This window comes from Draconibacterium mangrovi (assembly GCF_010586825.1).
Lineage (GTDB): Bacteria > Bacteroidota > Bacteroidia > Bacteroidales > Prolixibacteraceae > Draconibacterium > Draconibacterium mangrovi.
In genome coordinates this window covers 1,128,725-1,149,347 of the sequence record NZ_JAAAGB010000001.1, presented here as the reverse complement: position 1 = coordinate 1,149,347, position 20,623 = coordinate 1,128,725, and the positions used below count along the sequence as shown (strand labels likewise).

General features: G+C 41.4%; 20 protein-coding genes. 10 read left to right on the top strand and 10 right to left on the bottom strand.

Annotation, left to right across the window (positions count from 1 at the left end; genetic code table 11):
- Window positions 1–3 precede the first annotated feature (3 nt).
- Both G4420_RS04705 and G4420_RS04700 read left to right on the top strand, forming a co-directional pair.
- The gene (locus tag G4420_RS04705; protein WP_246241542.1) at window positions 4–1,041 is read left to right on the top strand and encodes a sensor histidine kinase; all 1,038 of its coding nucleotides are present in this window, start codon (window positions 4–6) and stop codon (window positions 1,039–1,041) included.
- Window positions 1,042–1,200: 159 nt separating this feature from the next.
- On the top strand, window positions 1,201–1,899 hold the full coding sequence (locus G4420_RS04700; RefSeq protein ID WP_163322401.1) for a response regulator transcription factor: 699 nt from the start codon (window positions 1,201–1,203) through the stop codon (window positions 1,897–1,899).
- Window positions 1,900–2,193: 294 nt separating this feature from the next.
- Here the strand turns inward: G4420_RS04700 and G4420_RS04695 are convergent, their stop codons facing one another.
- From G4420_RS04695 to asnS, 3 genes are all read right to left on the bottom strand, one after another.
- Window positions 2,194–2,799, bottom strand: a complete 606-nt coding sequence (locus tag G4420_RS04695) for a phosphatase PAP2 family protein (protein ID WP_163322400.1) — start codon at window positions 2,797–2,799, stop codon at window positions 2,194–2,196.
- A gap of 1 nt (window position 2,800) precedes the next feature.
- A complete protein-coding gene (gene rpoN / locus G4420_RS04690) occupies window positions 2,801–4,252 on the bottom strand; it encodes an RNA polymerase factor sigma-54 (protein WP_163322399.1) in 1,452 nt (483 codons plus the stop codon).
- A gap of 64 nt (window positions 4,253–4,316) precedes the next feature.
- Window positions 4,317–5,753: an asparagine--tRNA ligase gene (gene asnS, locus G4420_RS04685; protein ID WP_163322398.1), complete on the bottom strand. Its 1,437-nt coding sequence runs from the start codon at window positions 5,751–5,753 to the stop codon at window positions 4,317–4,319.
- Between the two features lie 301 nt (window positions 5,754–6,054).
- Between asnS and G4420_RS04680 the strand changes: the two genes are divergently transcribed.
- The 6 genes from G4420_RS04680 to G4420_RS04655 are packed head-to-tail and all read left to right on the top strand — an operon-like array spanning window position 6,055 to window position 12,864.
- Entirely contained in the window at window positions 6,055–6,318 is a 264-nt protein-coding gene (locus G4420_RS04680; protein WP_163322397.1) for a PqqD family protein, read from the top strand.
- A gap of 5 nt (window positions 6,319–6,323) precedes the next feature.
- Entirely contained in the window at window positions 6,324–7,370 is a 1,047-nt protein-coding gene (locus G4420_RS04675; protein WP_163322396.1) for an ATP-grasp domain-containing protein, read from the top strand.
- A 12-nt stretch (window positions 7,371–7,382) separates the two neighbouring features.
- The gene (locus G4420_RS04670) at window positions 7,383–8,723 is read left to right on the top strand and encodes an alanine racemase (RefSeq protein ID WP_163322395.1); all 1,341 of its coding nucleotides are present in this window, start codon (window positions 7,383–7,385) and stop codon (window positions 8,721–8,723) included.
- Entirely contained in the window at window positions 8,724–10,949 is a 2,226-nt protein-coding gene (locus tag G4420_RS04665) for an urea transporter (protein ID WP_163322394.1), read from the top strand.
- The gene (locus G4420_RS04660; protein ID WP_163322393.1) at window positions 10,931–12,250 is read left to right on the top strand and encodes a tetratricopeptide repeat protein; all 1,320 of its coding nucleotides are present in this window, start codon (window positions 10,931–10,933) and stop codon (window positions 12,248–12,250) included. Before G4420_RS04665 ends, G4420_RS04660 begins: the two co-directional genes overlap by 19 nt.
- Complete coding sequence (locus tag G4420_RS04655) at window positions 12,238–12,864, top strand: tetratricopeptide repeat protein (protein ID WP_163322392.1); 627 nt, start codon at window positions 12,238–12,240, stop codon at window positions 12,862–12,864. Before G4420_RS04660 ends, G4420_RS04655 begins: the two co-directional genes overlap by 13 nt.
- Before the next feature lie 83 nt (window positions 12,865–12,947).
- On the opposite strand, the gene G4420_RS04650 is transcribed toward G4420_RS04655, so the two are convergent.
- The 7 genes from G4420_RS04650 to G4420_RS04620 form a co-directional block, all read right to left on the bottom strand.
- Entirely contained in the window at window positions 12,948–13,607 is a 660-nt protein-coding gene (locus G4420_RS04650; RefSeq protein WP_163322391.1) for a DUF2202 domain-containing protein, read from the bottom strand.
- Between the two features lie 130 nt (window positions 13,608–13,737).
- Window positions 13,738–14,481, bottom strand: a complete 744-nt coding sequence (locus tag G4420_RS04645) for a DUF2202 domain-containing protein (protein WP_163322390.1) — start codon at window positions 14,479–14,481, stop codon at window positions 13,738–13,740.
- Between the two features lie 51 nt (window positions 14,482–14,532).
- Entirely contained in the window at window positions 14,533–15,099 is a 567-nt protein-coding gene (locus G4420_RS04640) for a Spy/CpxP family protein refolding chaperone (RefSeq protein ID WP_163322389.1), read from the bottom strand.
- Between the two features lie 130 nt (window positions 15,100–15,229).
- Window positions 15,230–15,760 (bottom strand): Spy/CpxP family protein refolding chaperone, encoded by a 531-nt coding sequence (locus G4420_RS04635; protein WP_163322388.1) that lies wholly within the window; start codon window positions 15,758–15,760, stop codon window positions 15,230–15,232.
- A 3-nt stretch (window positions 15,761–15,763) separates the two neighbouring features.
- A complete protein-coding gene (locus tag G4420_RS04630; protein ID WP_163322387.1) occupies window positions 15,764–16,195 on the bottom strand; it encodes an anti-sigma factor family protein in 432 nt (143 codons plus the stop codon).
- A gap of 48 nt (window positions 16,196–16,243) precedes the next feature.
- Window positions 16,244–16,825, bottom strand: a complete 582-nt coding sequence (locus G4420_RS04625) for an RNA polymerase sigma factor (RefSeq protein WP_163322386.1) — start codon at window positions 16,823–16,825, stop codon at window positions 16,244–16,246.
- A gap of 39 nt (window positions 16,826–16,864) precedes the next feature.
- Entirely contained in the window at window positions 16,865–17,680 is an 816-nt protein-coding gene (locus G4420_RS04620) for a DUF4405 domain-containing protein (RefSeq protein WP_163322385.1), read from the bottom strand.
- Between the two features lie 495 nt (window positions 17,681–18,175).
- Between G4420_RS04620 and G4420_RS04615 the strand changes: the two genes are divergently transcribed.
- Window positions 18,176–18,967 carry a peptidase associated/transthyretin-like domain-containing protein gene (locus tag G4420_RS04615; RefSeq protein ID WP_163322384.1) on the top strand — a complete coding sequence of 264 codons (792 nt, stop codon included), beginning with the start codon at window positions 18,176–18,178 and terminating at the stop codon, window positions 18,965–18,967.
- A 638-nt stretch (window positions 18,968–19,605) separates the two neighbouring features.
- Window positions 19,606–20,595, top strand: a complete 990-nt coding sequence (locus G4420_RS04610) for a hypothetical protein (protein WP_163322383.1) — start codon at window positions 19,606–19,608, stop codon at window positions 20,593–20,595.
- Window positions 20,596–20,623: the final 28 nt, after the last annotated feature.

The window sequence follows — 20,623 nt, the reverse complement described above, 5'->3', positions numbered from 1 at the left end:
TAAATGAGAACATATTCTTCAAAATTCCTTGCCATTCTGGTTGCTATTATTTTAACCCTGCTGGCTTTCGGTATTGCAATGCTGGCACACTACTTTGGCGAGAATATTTTGGTTATTACCATTTCTACAGTGGCCTTTTTTGTCGCCGCCTACTTTTCCATTTTATACATTATCAAGAAATACATCATCGATCGTATCCGCCCCTTGTATAACACCATTCGCGATTTACCGCTGAGTGGGAAAAAAATGGAGGAAAAGATCGACTCAAACAGTTTGCTGCTAAACGTAAAGTACGAAGTTGAAGAATGGGCCAAGTCGCAATTAAAAGAAATTGAACGACTTAAAGAGCTGGAAAAATACCGCAAAGATTTTGTTGGAAACGTATCGCACGAACTGAAAACTCCAATTTTTAATATACAGGGTTATGTTCTTACGCTTTTGGAAGGCGGATTGGAAGACCCCAAGATTAATAAACTTTACCTGAAACGCACAGAAAAAAGTATCGACCGGATGGTATCGATCGTTGAAGACCTGGAATCGATCACCAAACTGGAATCGGGAGAGTTGCAGCTAAACATGACCCGTTTTGATATTGTAAAAACCGTTGAAGAAGTAATTGAAATGGAGCACTGGCAAGCATCAGAAAGCCAGATTACGGTGCAGATCATTAACAAACCCGACAGGCCCATTTATGTGCGTGCCGACAAAAAGCGTATTCTCGAAGTGATTACCAACCTTATTGTTAACGGCGTAAAATATGGCAAACAAAACGGATATGTAAACATCTCGTTTCACGATTTAGAAGACAATATAATTGTTGAAGTTGCCGATAACGGAATTGGTATCGACAAAAAAGACCTTCGTCGTATTTTTGAGCGTTTCTTCCGTGTCGATAAATCGCGTTCGCGCGAACAAGGTGGCACAGGACTTGGTCTTTCTATTGTAAAACACATTATCGAAGCTCATAATCAATCTATTAACGTACGGAGTGTACTTGACCAAGGAACTACATTCAATTTTACACTCGAAAAGCAAAAGTAGCCCAATCAAAACTTTCCGTAAAAAAAAACGTAAGAGTGGCTATTAATTTGTATTTTGGTTCGATTAAGCACTATTTTAGTTTCGTGTTTATTTTTTGTTTAAAGGAAAGTTAATTGTTCTTTAATAAGTAGCACTTACTTTTGTCAAGAATTTTATGTTATGAGTGAAAATCAATTTAAAGTTTTATTGGTTGATGACGAGATGGATATTCTCGAATTTCTGAGTTACAACCTTGAAAAAGAAGGATACGAGGTATTTACCGCCAGAAATGGTGCAGAAGCTATAAAGGTTGCAGAAAAGCAGTTACCCCACCTCATTATACTCGACGTAATGATGCCCGAAATGGATGGAATTGCTGCATGCGAGGAACTTCGAAAAATTCCGGCATTGAGCAGCACCGTTATTGCCTTTTTAACTGCACGTGGCGAAGACTACTCGCAAATTGCAGGTTTTGAGGCCGGAGCTGATGATTACATCACCAAACCGGTTCGCCCAAAAGTTTTGGTTAGCCGCGTAAAAGCGCTGTTAAAACGTACCGGCGAAGCTACGCAACCTGTTGAGGTGGTTGACACCAACACTGTAACAATTGGCAACCTGCTGATTGACAAAGAGCGCTACCTTATTCGTATTGGCGACAACGAAATGATATTGCCAAGAAAAGAATTTGAATTGCTTTCGCTTTTGGTTTCGAAACCTGGAAAAGTATTTACCCGCGAGGAGATTTACTATTCGGTTTGGGGCGAAAACGTTGTGGTTGGCGACAGAACAATCGATGTTCACATTCGTAAACTACGCGAAAAAATCGGCAACGAGCACATCAAGACGCTCAAAGGAATTGGGTACAAATTTGTTGACTAACAATAAGATATTTTAATATTAAAGGGGCTTTTTAAGTCCCTTTTTTTATGCAAAAGTTTTCTATCCTGTTCTATATCTGTTTTTACCCATCCTCTTATCCTTCCCTGCCAGCAAGGAAGTGCGAGCGCCTGGTGGATCAAATCAGATCTATTTTTAAGCTTAACGTTGTTTGGATTGGAGACTGATCATCTCTCCATAATTGAAGGGAGAGACAGGAGAGAGGGTAAACTAACGACAAATTGTAACATTCATTAATGCAAGTGATCCCTGAAGCTATGAATGCTTATTTGCTTCTCAAACAAAATAAAGTACCAGATAAAGTACAATAAAACCAAGCCCATAACCGGCGATCAGTTGTTTCAGATCGTGTTTACCAAGGATAAGCCGTGCAGTTCCGATTAAGCCCGATAGCAAAACAACAATTAAAACCGAATAAACCGGATTAACCCCGTTTCGGAAAGACAGAGCAAACAAGGTTCCGCTTAAACCTCCAATGGCTGCCATGTGGTTGCTGATCTTCCATTTTAGCGAAACAACAAGCAGCACAACAAGCACCAGCACCGAAGCCAGCATAAACAGTTTAAACTCGGGGACAGCCTGTACCTTACGTAATAAAATAAAACCGAGGTAGTAAAAAACCGATGCGCTTAACAAGGGAATTAAACGATCGCGGTTGCCGGGCATATTAATATCAAAACGTGGATTTAGCGAGAGTACTGCCACCGAAAGCATAGGCAAAATACAGGTAGTAAAAAACACCACCAGCAGCACAAAACGTTTGGCTTCCCATAAAAGTAGTTCGAAATAAAATCCCGAGTGCAAGAGCAGAAACATGCCAATCGTCGGAATCAATACCGGGTGAAATATTATTGATATTATCCTGGCTATTTTCTCCGACATCTTATAATTCTTTTCGTAAACGAGCTACCGGTACTCCCAGCTGCTCGCGGTATTTTGCAACAGTTCTTCGCGCAATATTGTATGATTTTTCTTTGAGAATCTTCGCCAGTTTTTCATCGGTTAAAGGCTTGCGTTTGTCCTCGCCTTCGATACATTCCTGCAGAATTTTTTTGATCTCGCGTGTTGATACCTCTTCACCGTCGTCTTTTGCCAAACCTTCGGAAAAGAAATATTTCAGCGGGTAAATTCCAAAATGTGTTTGAATGTATTTACTGTTTGAAACCCTTGATATGGTTGAAATATCGAGCCCCGTTCTTTCGGCAATGTCTTTTAAAATCATCGGGCGAAGTTTTGTTTCGTCGCCTTCATGGAAATACTCTTTCTGAAAGCTGATGATTTCCGACATGGTAAGCAACAAAGTAGTTTGCCGCTGGTGTATGGCATCGATAAACCATTTTGCCGAATCCAGCTTTTGTTTCACAAAAGTTACCGCTTCTTTGTCGGTCTTTTGCGCTTTCTGGTTGTGGCTCATGGTTCTCAGCATCTCGGTATACGTGTCGTTGATTTTTAGCTCCGGAACGTTACGCTGGTTTAACGAAAGGCTTAACTCCCCGTCAACCAATTCCAGAATAAAATCAGGCACGATATGCTGATTTGATTTATTTAAAGGATTACTGTAAGAACTGCCCGGTTTTGGATTTAATTTAAGTACCTCGTCGATACCTTTTTTTAATTCCTCGTCCGAAAGCTCCAGTTTTGTTCTGATTTTATCGTAATGCTTTTTTGTGAACTCCGGGAAATAATCTTTTACAATCGTTTTTGCCAATTGAGATCCTTTGTTCTCTTTCCGCTCGAGTTGTAACAATAAACATTCACGTAAATCGCGTGCTGCTATTCCGGGAGGATCAAAGTCCTGAATAGCCAATAAAATTTTCTCCAGTTTTTCCTCCGGAACATCGAGGTTCATATTAAAAGCCAAATCGTCGCTGATGGCCGTTAAATCGCGTCGGAGGTATCCGTCGTCATCAATGTTTCCGATAATATATTCGGCCAGTTGCTGCTCCTCATCATCCAAATCGGCCAGCCCGAGTTGTTCCTGTAAAAATTCATGAAAACTTGTACCTACCGAAAATGGTACATCAATGTATTTATCGTCTTTTGAATAATTATTTACGTTTAACTTGTAGGTAGGAATTTCCTCATCCTCGTAATAATCGTCCATCGAAAACTCTTCGTTGTCGAGATCCGTATTATTATCACGGCTGTCATCCAATTGCTCGTCATCCGACGAAGGAGTGTCCGATTCCAATTCCAAAACCGGATTTTCTTCCAGCTCCTTTTTAATCCGCTGCTCGAGTTGCATAGTTGGGATTTCCAAAAGTTTGATCACCTGAATTTGCTGAGGTGATAACTTTTGGAGCAGCTTCTGTTGTAGTGATAGTTTTTGCTCCATAATCCCAATTGTTACCTCCGTAAAAATAACATTTTTTTCGGAGTAGCTTTTCTAAATTACACCATCAAAATTCAGCATTTTTAGGTGCACGCGGAAAGGCGATTACATCGCGGATGTTGCCCATTCCGGTAACAAAAAGCATAAGGCGCTCGAAGCCAAGGCCAAAACCACTGTGAACTACCGAACCAAAACGGCGCGTATCCAGGTACCACCACATTTCTTCTGTCGGAATATTCATTTCCTCCATACGTTTCGTCAGCTTTTCAAGGTCTTCCTCACGTTGCGAACCACCAATAATTTCGCCAATACCCGGGAACAGTACATCCATTGCACCGACAGTTTTACCATCGGTGTTCTGTTTCATATAGAATGCTTTAATGTCTTTTGGGTAATTAATAAGAATTACCGGACACTTAAAGTGTTTCTCTACCAGGTAGCGTTCGTGCTCACTTTGAAGGTCAACACCCCAATCAACAGGGAACTGGAATTTTTTCTTTTTATAAGGTTTCGAGTTTTTCAGAATATCGATGGCCTCGGTGTATGGTAAACGTATAAAATCGTTTTTCAGAACAAACTCCAGCTTTTCGATCAAATCCATCGAGCGCTGGTCCTGAGGTTTATTTTTCTCCTCCTCTTTCAGTCGCTGTGCCAAAAACTGCAGATCGTCCATACAATTGTCGAGCGCATACTGAATACAATATTTCAAGAATTCTTCCGCAAGATCCATATTGTCTTTCAAATCGTAAAATGCCATTTCAGGTTCGATCATCCAGAACTCTGCCAGGTGACGTGTTGTATTGGAATTCTCGGCACGGAATGTTGGGCCGAAAGTATAAATCTCGCCAAGCGCCAAGGCTCCTAACTCGCCTTCCAACTGACCGGAAACCGTCAAGTTGGTGGCTTTTCCAAAAAAGTCCTGGCTGTAATCTACCTCGCCATCTTCGGTTAACGGTGGATTTTTTGCATCCAATGTTGAAACGCGGAACATCTGTCCGGCTCCCTCGGCATCACTGGCCGTTACAATTGGTGTGTGCAGGTAGTTGAATCCTTTTTCGTTAAAATATTTATGAATGGCAAATGCCATAGCGTGGCGGATACGAAAAACAGCACTAAAGGTATTGGTCCGGAAACGCAGGTGCGCATTTTCGCGCAAAAACTCCAACGAGTGTTTCTTCGGCTGAATCGGATATTTCTCCGGATCAGCTTTTCCGAGCAAATCAATTGATTTTGCGTTCAGCTCAACATTCTGTCCACTTCCGGCTGATTCTACCAATTCTCCGGTAACTGCAATTGCTGCTCCGGTTGTTATATCGCGTAACAGTGCTTCGTCGAAACTTTCAACATCAACCACCACCTGAAGATTATGAATGGTAGATCCGTCATTCAGCGCAATAAAGTTTACATTTTTACTTCCGCGTTTTGTCCTTACCCAACCTTTGGCAACAACTTCGCTGCCTGTTTCTCCATTCTTCAGAATCTCTTTAATTTTCAAACGTGCCATGATGTATATTTTTCTGCCTTTAATTTGTCTGTTCAGCTTTTTACAGCCTTTTAACTTTTCGAATTTTGAGCTTACAAATTTATACTTTATTAGCAATTATGTAGCTGTAAGAAACATTTTCGTCCTATTTTTAATACTTACGTGAAATAAACTGACCCTACGAATCAACTTCTTTCTGCTGAATTAACAGGAAGCCCTACAATTCCTGAAAAATGTGCCTTTGGATAAAATTTTATTATCCACGCAAGTTTTTAAGTCCGGCCGTGTCAAACCAGTGATATAATTTAATTCAGACGGTAAAATGAAAATCACAGAGGATATAAAAATAAGCGACAACGGATTTGTTTTCAACTCACGAACCGGCGATTCATTTAACCTGAATCCTTTCGCATTGGAACTCATGAAAAATATTGAAGCTGAAAAAAGCTTTGATCAGATTAAAGCGGAGGTTATGGAGAAATACGACATTGATGACCTTTCGTTTGAAAAGGATTTTTACGAATTCTGCGCGTTGTTAAAGCATCACCAAATTGTTTTACAAGACAATCCGCTCGATTTCAAATAATAGTCATGAACAAGCAAAAAATCACACTTGCTGTAACCGGATTGAACAACACCGATAATCCGGGGCCCGGCGTACCATTTATTCGTGGCATTAAAGAATCGGAAGCGTTTGATGCCCGCATTATCGGGCTGGTTTATGAAAACCTGGAACCGGGAATTTACATGGAAAACCTGTGCGACCGAATTTTCCAGATACCTTATCCTTCATCTGGTTCGGATGAGTTAATTGAGCGAATTGAAAATATTCATCAACAGGAACAAATCGATGTTCTTATTCCAAATCTGGATGCCGAACTTTTTTCTTTTATGAAAAATGAAGGGCGATTGCGAAGCCGTGGAATTCAGACTTTTCTGCCCAACCTGAAACAGTTTCAGGAACGTGAAAAAGACAAACTCCCGGAATTTGGCAAGAAATACGACATTAAGGTGCCGGGAAGTATCAACATGAGTACTCTGGGGCAGATCAAGGACCTTGAAGACAAATATGACTACCCGGTGATGATAAAAGGCCAGTTTTACGACGCTTATGTAGCTCACAACGAAGAACAGGCAAAACAGGCTTTTCATACGATCGCATCGAAATGGGGATTTCCGGTAATTGCGCAGGAATTTGTGAAAGGAACCGAGGTAAACGTAATTGCACTGGGCGATGGAAAAGGAAATACCATTGCCGCTGTTCCCATGCGCAAACAATACATCACCGATAAAGGAAAAGCCTGGGGTGGCATCACACTTGCCGACGAAAAGATGATGGAACTTACCCGTTCCATTATTTCAAAAACAAAATGGAAAGGCGGTATGGAACTCGAATTGATAAAAACCAATGGAGGCGAATATTACCTCATCGAGATTAATCCACGCGTTCCGGCCTGGGTTTACCTCGCCGTTGGTGCCGGTCAAAATATTCCCGAGGCACTTGTAAAACTTGCTCTCGGAATGGACGTACAAGCGATGACAAAATATAAAATCGGGAAAATGTTCGTCCGCTATTCGTACGATGCCATTGTTGACCTCGAAAAATTTGCGGCCATATCAATGAATAAGGAAATATAAAACTCAGAAATCATGACAAAAATAACATACGAAAAACCTGTAATCAGCAAGATTACAGCTGGCATCCCCTCCAAATTTGGATTGCCTACGAGGCAAAAGTTTATTCCTGATATCGACGGGATTCCGGTTGAAATGATCATGGAAGAGTACGGTTCTCCGGTATTTGTTCTTTCAGAAAAAACGATGCGCAATACCTTTGCCCAAGCCAAACAGGCTTTTGAAACCCGCTACCCGAAAGTACAGTTTGCATGGTCGTATAAAACAAATTATCTCGATGCTGTTTGCAGTATTTTTCACGACCAAGGTGCCTGGGCAGAAGTAGTTTCTGCTTTCGAATTTCAGAAAGCTCTTTCACTAGGCGTTAACGGTTCCAATATCCTTTTTAATGGCCCCGAAAAATCGGAAGAAGATTTGAAACTGGCCATCGAACATAATGCCTGTATCCATATCGATCATTTTGATGAACTGTATTTGCTGATAAAAGTAACGCGCGAGCTGGATAAAAAAGCAAGGGTGGCCATCCGCATTAACCTCGATGCAGGAATTTACCCCATTTGGGACCGTTTTGGTTTTAACTATGAAAACGGAGAAGCCTGGAATGCCATTAACCGGATTATGCTGGCTGAAAAACTTGATTTGATTGGTCTGCATACACATATCGGCACTTACATTATGTCGGCAAATGCCTATGCAGTTGCTGCATCGAAACTGGCCAACCTTTACATGGCAACGCATCGCAAGTTCGATTACTGGCTGAAATACATCGATTTGGGTGGAGGATTTGCATCGAAAAACACACTAAAAGGTGCTTACATGCCGGGAACAGAAACCTGCCCGTCGTTTGATGAATATGCCGAAGCCATTTCAAATGCATTGATTTCCTCGGAAATTCCGCACGAAAATCTTCCGGTACTGTTTTTGGAAACCGGCCGGGCACTGATCGACGATGCCGGCTACCTGCTGACAACTGTTTTGGCCAATAAACGATCAACTACCGGGCGGAGAACCATGGTAATCGATGCCGGAGTAAACCTGCTTTTTACCTCTTTCTGGTATAACCTGGGGGTTTACCCAACACGCCAACTATCCAGTCACCTGGAAGAAAGCACCATTTACGGACCGCTTTGTATGAACATCGATGTAATCCGCGATGCCATTAACTTTCCGCAGGTAAAAACCGGCGAGAAGCTGGTTATCGAACGGGTAGGTGCCTACAACATGACACAGTGGATGCAGTTCATTACTTTCAGGCCCAATGTTGTGATGATCGATTTGGAGAGGAAAATGCACATTGTTCGCAAAAAAGAGAATCTTGACACGCTTACAAGTCTGGAACAAAATCCGAAAAGATAAATGATTACATTTCCTTCCATAAAACGAAAAGAAATTGTTCAGTCGGTACTCAACAGCTACTCGCAGGTATTTTTTTCAGGTTCGAATTTTCTGGCGGTGCTGTTGATCATAATCAGTTTTTTTGATTACGGTGCCGGTATAGGCGGCCTTTTGGCGGTGCTTGTAGCAAACCTGCTGGCCTATGGTCTGGGCTATAACAAATACCTCATCAGTTCCGGCATATATGGATATAATGCGTTGCTTGTTGGCCTGGGAGTTGGGCTGTTTTATCAGCCATCTTTTGAAGTTTATGCGCTTATCGTTATTGCTGCCGTGGTCACTTTTTTTATTACCATTGTTTTTCAGGGTGTACTCGGAAAATACGGTTTGCCTTTTCTGAGCATTCCTTTTTTGTTCGGAATATGGATCGTGGCCTTGTCGGGAGGCGACCTAACAGCACTGAATATTAGCGAACGAGGCATATTTACCTACAACGAACTGTATGCATTGGGCGGACAACATTTTGTTGATTTTTACGACTTTCTGGAAAAAAACATTTCCAATTCATTTGTGAGGATCTACTTTCACTCGCTGGGAGCAATTTTCTTCCAAAGTCACTTGCTTGCAGGTATTATCATTGCCATCGGATTGCTTATTTATTCTCGAATTACCTTCGTGCTTTCCATTCTTGGTTTTTCGGTGGCCTTTCTTTTTTACCGCTTGGTGGGCATCGAGTTTAGTTCGCTGGGTTATACGTTTATTGGCTTTAATTATATTCTTACTGCCATTGCACTGGGCGGCTACTACCTTGTTCCGGGGCGCGTAAGTTTTGGCTGGATCATCCTGCTGTTACCGGCAGTGGTTTTAATTACCACTAGTACGCAACAAATTTTTATTCTTTTGCGTGTATCGGCCTATTCGTTACCCTTCAATATTGTGGTTTTAATGTTTTTATATGCTTTGAAACTACGCGAAAAACGACCACGAAAATTACTGGAGACTCCGGTACAATTAGGTAAACCCGAAAAAAACCTCTACCTGTATTCTGGAAATTTAAAACGGTTTCCGGCTGCGTATCCGGTGTCGGCTACTTTACCGTTTTTAGGCGAGTGGACCGTTAGTCAGGGACACAGCGGCGAATACACACACAAAGATGCCTGGCGTCATGCCTGGGATTTTGTGATAACCGATCGGAACGGAGAACAATACAACGGCTCGGGCGATTTTCACGAAGATTATTACTGTTTCGGGAAGGCTGTGCTGGCTCCGTTCGATGGAACCGTGGTTGAGGCTGTAAATCACATTAAAGACAACACCATTGGCGATGTAAACACTAAAGAAAACTGGGGAAATACAGTCATCATAAAACACAACGATTACCTGTATGCCAAACTCAGCCACTTAAAATATCACTCGGTGGAGGTTAAAGCTGGCGACCAGGTAAAAAAAGGACAGCTGCTGGGCCGCTGCGGAAATTCAGGCCGCTCGCCCTACCCGCATTTGCACTTTCAGTTCCAGGTTACGCCTTATATTGGTTCCGTAACGCTCGATTATCCTTTTGTCAATTATCTGCTGAAAGAAAACAATGGCTATACACAAAAGAATTTTGAGTTTCCGAAGAAAGACGATATTGTAGTTAATCCGGTAAAAAACGAGTTGCTATCCAAGGCGCTGCATTTTATTCCCGGGCAACGGATGAATATTAGCGTTGAAGTTGATTCGCCAAAAGAAAAGTGGCAAAAAATGGCCGGCGATTTCTCGTGGCTGGTTCAAACCGATGTGTACAACAGCACTTTTATTAAATGCGACAAAGACCAAAGTCTGGCTTACCTCCACAACAACGACGAGCAGCATTATTTCACCAATTTTACCGGAACCAAATATTCGCCACTCTACTGGTTTTTTGTGGCGCTTTTTAATGTTCCAATCGGGTTCCTTGCCAATAGCCGAATTAATGATTCCATCCCGATTAACCTGATGTTTACAGGGGCACTAAAGTTCTTCCAGGATTTTATAGCACCGCTTTATCTCTTTCTGAATATCGATTATAAACTTGTCATCAAAGATGCCGGAGATATTCTTTCATCGGGCGATGTGCAAATGAAGGCCGAAATCAACAAAAAGATACTTGGAAAAACGGTGAATACGTATGAGATAGAAATCAAAATTTCGCAGGAGAATGTGATTCAGATTTCAGTGAATTTTAACGAAGCAAAGATCAATATAACATGTCAAAACGAACTGTAACAGTACTACTATTCATGGCTGTTTTTTCGGTATTAAATGCACAAACAAACTTGAATTATACCGAAGTAGACAAAAAGTCGTACGAACTTTTTCAGCAAAAAAAATGGAAAGAGTTGATTGAATTCAACAATGAGGCCTGCGAAAAAGGCATTGAATATTTTTATTTGCAGGCTCGCACCGGAATTGCCTGGTATAACCTGGGAAAATACCGGAAAGCCAGTGAGTGGTTTTTTAAAGCTTGGGAAAACGACCAGCATTTTGAGTGGCTGCAGGAGTACCTGTATTATAGTCTGGTGTATACGGGCAGATATGTGGAAGCCAGCAAACTGGCAGTGGATTTTAGCAATGAATTACAACAAAAAATCAATTTCCAAAAAATGAAACCTCTGCAGATTGCAATTGAAGGAGGCTACAGCTGGAATCCCGATTTTGATCAACTGCTGGGAAGCAACATGCATAACGATTTGGAAGTTGGCCCGGACTACGGAGAAGCTTTCTTTTTTAAGAACTACCATTTTGAATCGTTGGATTACAGCCATCAAATTGCACCGGGGGTAATTATGAATCATAATCTAACGCATGTTGGAACTGACAAGATGGAGCAACTTTTTTGGGGCTCGCGTTATAATTTCCAAATCGATGTAAAACAAAATCAGTATTTCCTGAATCCGGTTTTTGCGCTTGGAAAATTGTATTTTTCCCCGTCAATGAACATTACCTGGGGTAAATCGGCATTACTTCTGGGCAATTACGATCCAAATACCTTTTATACTTCAAGCTATAAATTTTCCGATTACATTTTTACAACGTCTGTCTGGACCAACTGGGGTAATTTTTCGCCCGGCGCCGAAATTAACCTTGCCAATATTGCCAACGAGGGATTTAAACAAGCTTCGGCCTGGTTAACCATATACCCGCTTTCAAACAGCAATCTGTATTTAACTCCGCGTGTTTACTTTAGAAGCGACAACGACAACAGTTTTGGCTACAATACTTTTGGCCTGTCGGGCGGATTCCAGCTGGGGCAGTTTCACTTTTACGGCAATTACCTGAACGGAGAAATGGAAAACTTTATCGAGTCGGGGGGTTATGTTATTGCCAACTTTCCGGGCCGTTCCACCCGAAAATACATGGGAAGTATTTATTTCCCTTTTGCTAAACGATACCAGTTTGTGGTGCGCTATCTGAATCAGGATGTAAGCGAACAGTACAGGGTTTACCAAAACGCCACCCTTTTTAACGAGAAAGCGTACAACTACATAAAACATACAATTACAGCAGGAATATCATGGAAATTTTAAGAAATAAATTACTGGCCCTATTGCTTTTTGCGGCAACGGCAACAAACGTTTTTGCACAGGCAAACCAGGAAGCTCTGGAAAGCGCTTTCGGAAGAAGTTACGAGTTTGAAAAAAACGGCGACTTTTCGGCGGCAATGGATCCGTTAAAGAAAGTTTACGATGAATCGTCGTATGAAATAAATCTGCGTTTAGGGTGGCTGAATTACAATGCCGGGCTTTTTGATGAGTCGGTTATCTTTTACAGCAATGCACAAAAACTAAAACCTTATGCCGAGGAATCACGATTTGGTCTGATTCTTCCTCTGGCTGCACTGGGCAAATGGAATGAGGTTATCGATCTTTACAATAAAATACTTGAAATCAACCCGAACAATACGGTGGCCATGTATCGGCTTGGCCTGGTTTACTATGGCCGAAAGGATTACGACAAGGCTTATCCTTTGTTTAAAAAGGTGGTCGACCTTTATCCGTTTGGCTACGATGGACTGCTGATGCTGGGATGGACCTCTTATTTTCTCGGAAACTACAACCAGGCAAAAGTACTTTTCAACAAGGTTAAACTCAATAATCCCAACGACGCTTCGGCAAACGAGGGATTAATGCTAATCAAGTAAAAACAGTATTGTTAAAGCAAAAAGTTCAGCCTGAAAACCGGTAGCCGGATAAAACCAACCGCTGCCGGTTTTCGATTCGCTGTTTACCTGTTCCTGCATTTGGCTCCACCTCCGTTGCACACGCCACAAGCCCGCTGGCCCATTCTTTTTCCATTTTGGCCATGTTGTTGATTAGCTCCAACAATTTCGGCATAAGTTGCTTCCGATAAAACTTTTGGTGTATACTCCTGATCGCGAAACGATAAGTTGCGGGTAAATGCCCGAATATGATTTTCTGATCCCCACAACAGGTTTTCGTAAACTGTTGCAATCTGTGCTTCGGGTTTTGCTACAAGCAGCTCCTGCAAATCTTTAATATCCACCTCTTCGATAAAAGCGCCAACCTCGAGTGCTGCCACCAACGATTCTGATCCTTTTGCAACGAGCGAATCATATAGTGCTGCCAGCTCCTTATTTCTGAATTTTCCGGGTTCTTCATAGGCCGGATCCTCCAGCTTATAAGTTTCAAGCAGAAAACCTATTGCCTCAAAATGGCGGGTTTCGCTGCGGGTAATATTACTAAAAGGCATTAATTGCCATTTCTCGTAAAGTACGGTGTAAACATCGTGGGCGAGCTTTTCTTCTTCACGCATTAATTGTAAACCTGCCTTTTCTTTTTCGGTTAAAGGATTAGCAAACGGGGAGCCAAGGCCTACAAAAAACGTAAGCAATAACAATGCTGAATAAAACTTTAATGTTTTCATTTCTAAGTATTTTATTTACCAGTTAGACACCGGAAACACAAAAAACTTGTGCAAAAAAAAGCCCCGGATTAAAATCCGGAGCTCGCCCAATTTCATAATAATTATTTATGAAATTTTCATCGTCCCTGAGTCAGAAATTCGGCCCGGTTCCGTCGCAAATTCCGGTTCCGGGAACAAATGTGCTGCTACTGTCGCTATTTTCGTCAGCTGAATTACCACTGCGTATTTCGTCATACTCTTCCTGCGAAATAACTGTTGGCGTATAACTCTCTCCCATTGCGTTTAAAACAGCCGAAAAAGCTTTCAGGTGAAATGTCGATCCACGCAAAAGATTACCATAAACCCGTTTCAGCGTTTCATTTTCTGTAGCATCAATCCGGTTCTTCAAATCAGCAATATCATATTCTTCGATAAATGCGCCCACTTTCAGCGCTTCTGCCACACTTGTTTTTCCCTGTTCGCTTAGTTGAGCATAAAGCACTGTAAATGTTTCATTTGTATAATTGCCTACACCTTCAAGATAAGAATCCTCCAGCCCGAAACCGTTAATTAAATACAAAATTGCCGATGTATGTGCTGTTTCGCTTTTCGAGATATTATTGAAAACCGGAAGACCATGAGTTGCATAAAGTGTTACATAAACATCGTGTGCAAACTTCTCCTCTTCGCGCATTAACAACAGTCCTTCTATGTCTGCATCGTTTATGTCTGCCGAGAAATTACAGCTGTCGCCCAATAAAGCTGTTATTTCCGAACTTTTTACTTCTTCGCTGGCCATAATTTCTTCATCTGCAACACCGGTTGCCGACTCTGAACAGGCATTTAAAAGCATTGCCATTACTACCACTAAACCAAATACAATGTTTGTTTTCATCTTTCAAAATTTTTAAAGTTTATTAATCACTATCCATTCGGCAGAATGCGATTAGTTATTCAACCTGATACAGTTTCCACGTCGTCCCTGGTTCCCGTTCTTATTGCCGCGGCCCTGACCCTGACCCCTGGCATAAACCTGGTTTCCACACCGGTTACCCTGTGCACGAAAACCTGCATTACCGTTGCCACGGCCCTGACGGTTGAATTGGCCATTTCCCCGACCTTGCCCATAACCTTGATTTCGGCCATAACCGGCAGAAGCCTGAAGCTGCTTGTATTGAGCCTGCTGCTCTTCAGTTAAAAGCGATTTCACCTCGTTGCGGTGCGCCTCCACGTTTTTTAGCATTTCTGTTCTGATTTCGCTTTTCTCAACCGCATTTACGGTTGAACGCCTTTGTTCACGTAATTCAGCCATCGTTTTTTGGTGACTGGCTTCGAGTTCCTGAATACTTGTTTTCTGTTCCTCGGTCAGGTCAGAAATTTGAGCCAGACACGGAAGATTTGGGTTGTTTTGTACCTGATTTGCATTTCTTCCGCGTTGAGCAAATACAGTTGTTGTTGTTAACACTAGGGCAAAGAACACCCAGGCAACGTTAATTAACTTGCTTGTTTTCATCGTATTAAAATTTATTAGTTTTTTTAAGGTATAAGATGTAACTCCCGATGAATTCTAATTATTCTTGCCTGCAGATTTTATAAAGCTAAAATTCATGCCTGTTTCATCTTCTCAAAATTTAAGTTGTTACTTACTCTCTGTTTTGCCGCCCAAAGCGACGGCCGCCACGTTGAGGTAAAGAAACGTCTTCTTTCAATTTTGTCATCGACAGGAAAATTTCTTTTAGTTTCTCCTGTTGGTTCTCGTCGCAAACTGCTTTCATATCGAGATAATAATCTATCGTCAAATCCTTTAAGGTTTTGTGCATCTCGCCAATTTCGCTTGAAATAGCGTGTAGTTTCGTGGTGTCAGTCTCTGCTTTTCCCATTTCCTCCACCATTTCAACACGAAGAAGTGAAAGTTGATCCGATATCCGGCGTGCACTCCGGTTATAGTTTCTGTTCAATTCCCTAAAATAGTCGACCTGATCGGGTTGCAGGTTCAGCTGCTCGCGGAAAAAACGCGTCCGTTGCTCCGAGGGCATTTCAACTTGTTGTTGCGCTCCGGCTGCTTTTTTATCCTGTTGTTTGTGGTACCAAAACGAAATTCCCATCGACAGGTTTGTGGCTGCCAGAATTACAACTACCCAGATTAATATGCGATATTTATTTTTTGTTGCCATTTGTTATTCCATTAAAAATGCTTCGATTGGTTCGGCTTCCAGTTCGTTCCAGTAAGGAATCACTTCCTGCTCAGTGAAACCACTGCCGGCAATATTTGCGTTAGGCGCCTGCCCCAGCATAAACCCGCCATATACACCCAATAACAAAAGCATTGAAAAGGCCACCGGCTGTAAAATACGAACCAAAACCGGACGTACCGCTGGCTGTTCTTCGGCCTGTTTCGATAGCCGCTCTTTTACACGGGTATAAAAGAATGGATTTTCATCGTTTACCTTATCATTATCGAGAATTTGGAGTGTATTTCTCATTTCCGCTGCAAAACGAGCACACTTCGAACATTCGTCCAGGTGTTTCTGAACCTGTTCCATTTCGGATACCGGCAGCTCCTTTTCCAGGAAAAAAATCAACTTGTTATGTACGTTTTTACACTTCATCTTCAGTATTGTTATTTGTATGACACGTTCATTTTTAAAAACTTGCGCTTACAGGCACTTTTTTTTGAAGCACTTGTATAATTTTTTCTGCAGGCCTTTTTTGGCCCTGAACAACAGCGACTCAACCGACGAAACCGAAAGATCCATAACCTCTGCAATTTCCTGGTACGACAGTTCCTCGTATTTACTCAGGGTAAAAGCCACTTTCTGGTTTTGTGGCAAACTGTTAATGGCTTCTTTTAAAATTATTGCCCGCTGTTGGTTCTCGAGTTCGTATTCCGGCTCGTCGGTATTCGAGGTACTTACCTGCATCGCTTCCCGGCGTTTGTTTGCCACCTCATCCTCGAACGAATGAAACCACTTGCGCTTTTTGTTGTCGCGAATGTGGTTTAGCGAGCGGTTAACCGCAATACGGTACAACCAGGTCGAGAGTTTTGCATCGGCCCTGAATTTATCGATGTTCCGGTACACCTCAACAAAAACGTCCTGCGCAATGTCTTCAGCATCTTCGCGGTTCTGCACCAAACCATAGCAGGTATTCACCACCAGTTTCTGATGTGTGTCGACCAGCGTTTTAAAAGCCGCTTCACTTCCCTGTTTTAGTTGATCAATTATATCGGTGTCGGACATTCTGATTCGAAAAAAACCACTATGTAAATGTACTTGTAATTATTCAGAAAGTAGTTTGTAAATATCGCGGGGTGTAACGTCATTATTCTCGCCGATAGCACGCAGGGTTTCTGTTGGTTTTGCCGCTATATTGTTCTTTTCCAGAATTTGCATTAACTCATCGGTGCTTTTATTCAGTTCTTTTGAGAAATCGTCAAGGGTTTTGCGCCCAACACCCATTCCCTGTCCAGCATTGCCCGGTTGTTTAACAATTATCTCGTAAATCTCGAGAGGCGTTGAATTATTTGCCCCGGCAATTTGCTGCAAACTTTGGGTATGAATATCGTTGTAAGCGATTTTATGCGTGTCCAGTTTCCGGGTTATGGCGTCAACCGATTCCAAATCCAACTGCTGCGCCAGTTCGGTTAGCGTTAACAGCTCGGCATGAGGAACAGGTGCCCGCTCTTCGGTTTTCTCCCAGGAGTTGGTGGCCGTTTCGCTTAAATCCATAACCGTTTGAAAAGGAGGAATGGAAAATACGGTGCCAAAAAAGAATACCAGCACCACTACAATTGAAAAAATGAGTTCCTTCTTTTTATTAAAGCCTTTTGTGCTTTTCGATTTTAGATAAGAGACAAAAGCTTTCCAGTTTACCGAAAACAGGTGAAAAACGGAAAGTACGATAAACGCCAGCGAAAACAGGGTATGAACGGCCTGCCAGCCTTCTTTTGACAAACCTGCCAGCTCCCAGTTTACCCAATGGGCATAGCGCCCCGGGGGAGCTACATACAAAATTACACCCGAAACCAGGATCACTAAAATTCCCCAGGTTAACCCAAAACTGATAAAGGCTCGCCAGCTAAACTTCGTTTTCATATCTTTTAAATTTATGTCTTTGTTTAAATTTTAAGGTATGACACAGAAGCTTTGGAAAACTTGCGCGGGTATTTCAGAAAATTTCTGTGGCGAATGTGCTAAGCGGTTTCGAATGGCTAAGAGCGTTTGGCTACTGTAAAAATCCAATTTGTATCAGGAAAGTAGTAATCACAGTTTGACAACTACCGGGGCTGCGGAAAGCAAAAAACCACCTGCGGAAGCTTTTTTTTGACTGCAGAAAGCATACCGCCAACAGCAGATTGTGTTTTTTACCCTGCCAACAGATATTTACATAAATTTTATTTCTATTTATTGCACTAAAAACAAAATACCCGATACATTGAAATTTTCTCTTACAAAATTAAATAGGACATTGGATAACGTTATAATAGATAAGCGTAAGAATAACTGCAATTTACAGCTTCGATGCATATTAGAATGTTAGTTGCGCTGGTACTAACATATACGTTAGCAACCATATTGAAATCACCTAAAATGAGAATCAATACCATCGCAATATTAGCTGTACTTCTTTCAAGTTTGAACCTTAACGGACAAACTCGAAGTATTTACGGAAGAGTGATTTCTGAATATTTAGAACCACTACCAGGAGTACATATTGAAAACTCTGACAATGTGCTCCTTGGGAAAACAGATATGGATGGTCAATTTAAAATTAGCATTCCACAAGAAACTGATAGTTTGCTGTTTCGCTTCGTAGGTATGGAGTGGACTGACATTAGACTGAAGAAAGATTGTGACACAGTAGAAGTTGTAATGATATACGATGGAACTTACGATTTTATGTCGTTTAAAAAAATAGATAAAATACGTAAGAAAAGATTTGAAAAATTACCCAACATACATTCCGATGCTTTACAAAAAGGACTCTTTACAACTAAGACAATTTGTTATGAAAGAGAATTTAAACCTGATAAACCGAAACTGGATGCGATAAGAAAAGAACTAAAAGAATTAAGTAAAACCAATAAAAATGATTTTAAGGATTTAAGTATAGGTGATAGTGTGAAAATCCCATTTGGAATAGATACATCGGAAAAAAGAATAAGTACTCATTATTCACTTTGTAAAGACTGCACGGAAGAAGATTATGATTACGTAATTACAGGGCAGATTATTAGTAAACAAAGGAGAAAACTAACTCTCAATATTAAAATTACAGAAATGCAGAATTATGATTCCTTGGAATATGGAGGAAAGAATTTGACCGTAGGTAGTGATTTTAAATATGAGATGAAATATTTTGACGTGATAATTAATAAATAAAAAAAATACGCTCGTTAACACAGTACATATTGCAGGGCGGGGTTCAGTGGTACGCCAACTGCGGATTCCCGTTTCGCAGTTCCATGTCCGCCAGCTGGCGGACAGGAACGCTCTCCGAAATCCGCCCCGCTGGCGCGATTTTGTAAATCGTGCCTCAGCCAGCAAGGTTGAGGTTGAATCAACGTTTATCTGTTTATACAGCCCCGGACTCTTTTCCCTGAAAGTTACGTGAAAGCCAATAGCAAAATCTGGCTCAAAATTTATTGACTCACCCTGATTGTGCCTTTGACACAATCGTCCCTCTCTATTCGTAGAGAGGGAGTGAGGGAGAGTTAGCTGAAAGTTTGTTTTACTTTCATCTCTGTTGGTGATTCTCGGAGATAATGAATGCGCTAAGCTCCCTTGCCTGCCAAAAACAAACTATCCCATCCAATAATTTCTATTCCCTCAATTAAAAAATGGCGTGTTACATTTTTGTAATTTTAGTATTGCAATAAAACAGGTGTTGAAATACAGTGGTTTACGCTGTATTGCGCGAAATAAATTAATCGTTTTGTAATAATATTGTAATTCGCGTGTAATAGCGTTACCGCACTTTTGCCATTGTAAAATAGACAAAATTCAATCTTAAGTAATAAATGAAAAAAATGTCATTGCTGTTATTGTTGATTCCAGGAATCGTATTAACAGGATTTAGTCAGGAAAAAACCGAAGAGTTTAAACCAAATGGGAAACCACTAGCGTTGATTTTTACCAACTTTCATACCGCGCTTTCTGACGGGGAAACAGCCTCCGAATTTGAAAACACCCGTGCTTATTTAGGTTACGATTACAACTTTAGCGAAGATTTTTACGCCAAGGTTGTGTTTGATGTTGGCGATCCGAACGATGGAGGTGGCCACCAGTTGTCGGCATTTCTTAAAAATGCTTATGTGGAATATTCAAAAGATAAGTTAAAGGCTTATTTCGGAATGATTGCAACCACACAGTTTAAAGCATCGGAGAAATTATGGGGAAACCGTTACATGATGAAATCGTACCAGGATGAATACAAATTCAACTCAAGTGCCGACCTTGGTTTTAACATCGATTACAAATTTGCCGATTTTATCAGTGCCGATTTTTCGGTAATCAATGGCGAAGGTTACAAAAAAGTTCAGGGCGACGACTTGTTACGCTACGGAGCTGGTGCAACTATTAAGCCGGTTAAAAATGTATTGGCACGAGTGTTTGTTGACCAAACCGGTGATGATGTAAAACAAAAGTCGCTGGCTACGCTGCTGGCTTACACCAACGGTAAATTTACATTGGCCGGAGAGTATAACTACCAGTCGAACTACAAAATGGTAGACGGTCAGAATCATTACGGAACATCGTTCTACAGCTGGTACAAACCAACCAACAAGTGGAAACTGTTTGCCCGTTACGATGATCTGAACTCGGATAAAGTGGAAGGCGAGGCTGAAGCATGGAACATTAACAAAGATGGCCAATTAATGATCGCAGGTGTGGAGTACGCTCCTGTAAAAGGTGTGAAATTTACACCAAACGTACGCTTCTTTAACCCCGACAAGGTAGATGCAGAGAATATCACCTACCTGTATTTAAGTGCTGAGTTTAAATTTTAATCAGCCAAAGAAAACAGAAAACAGAAAA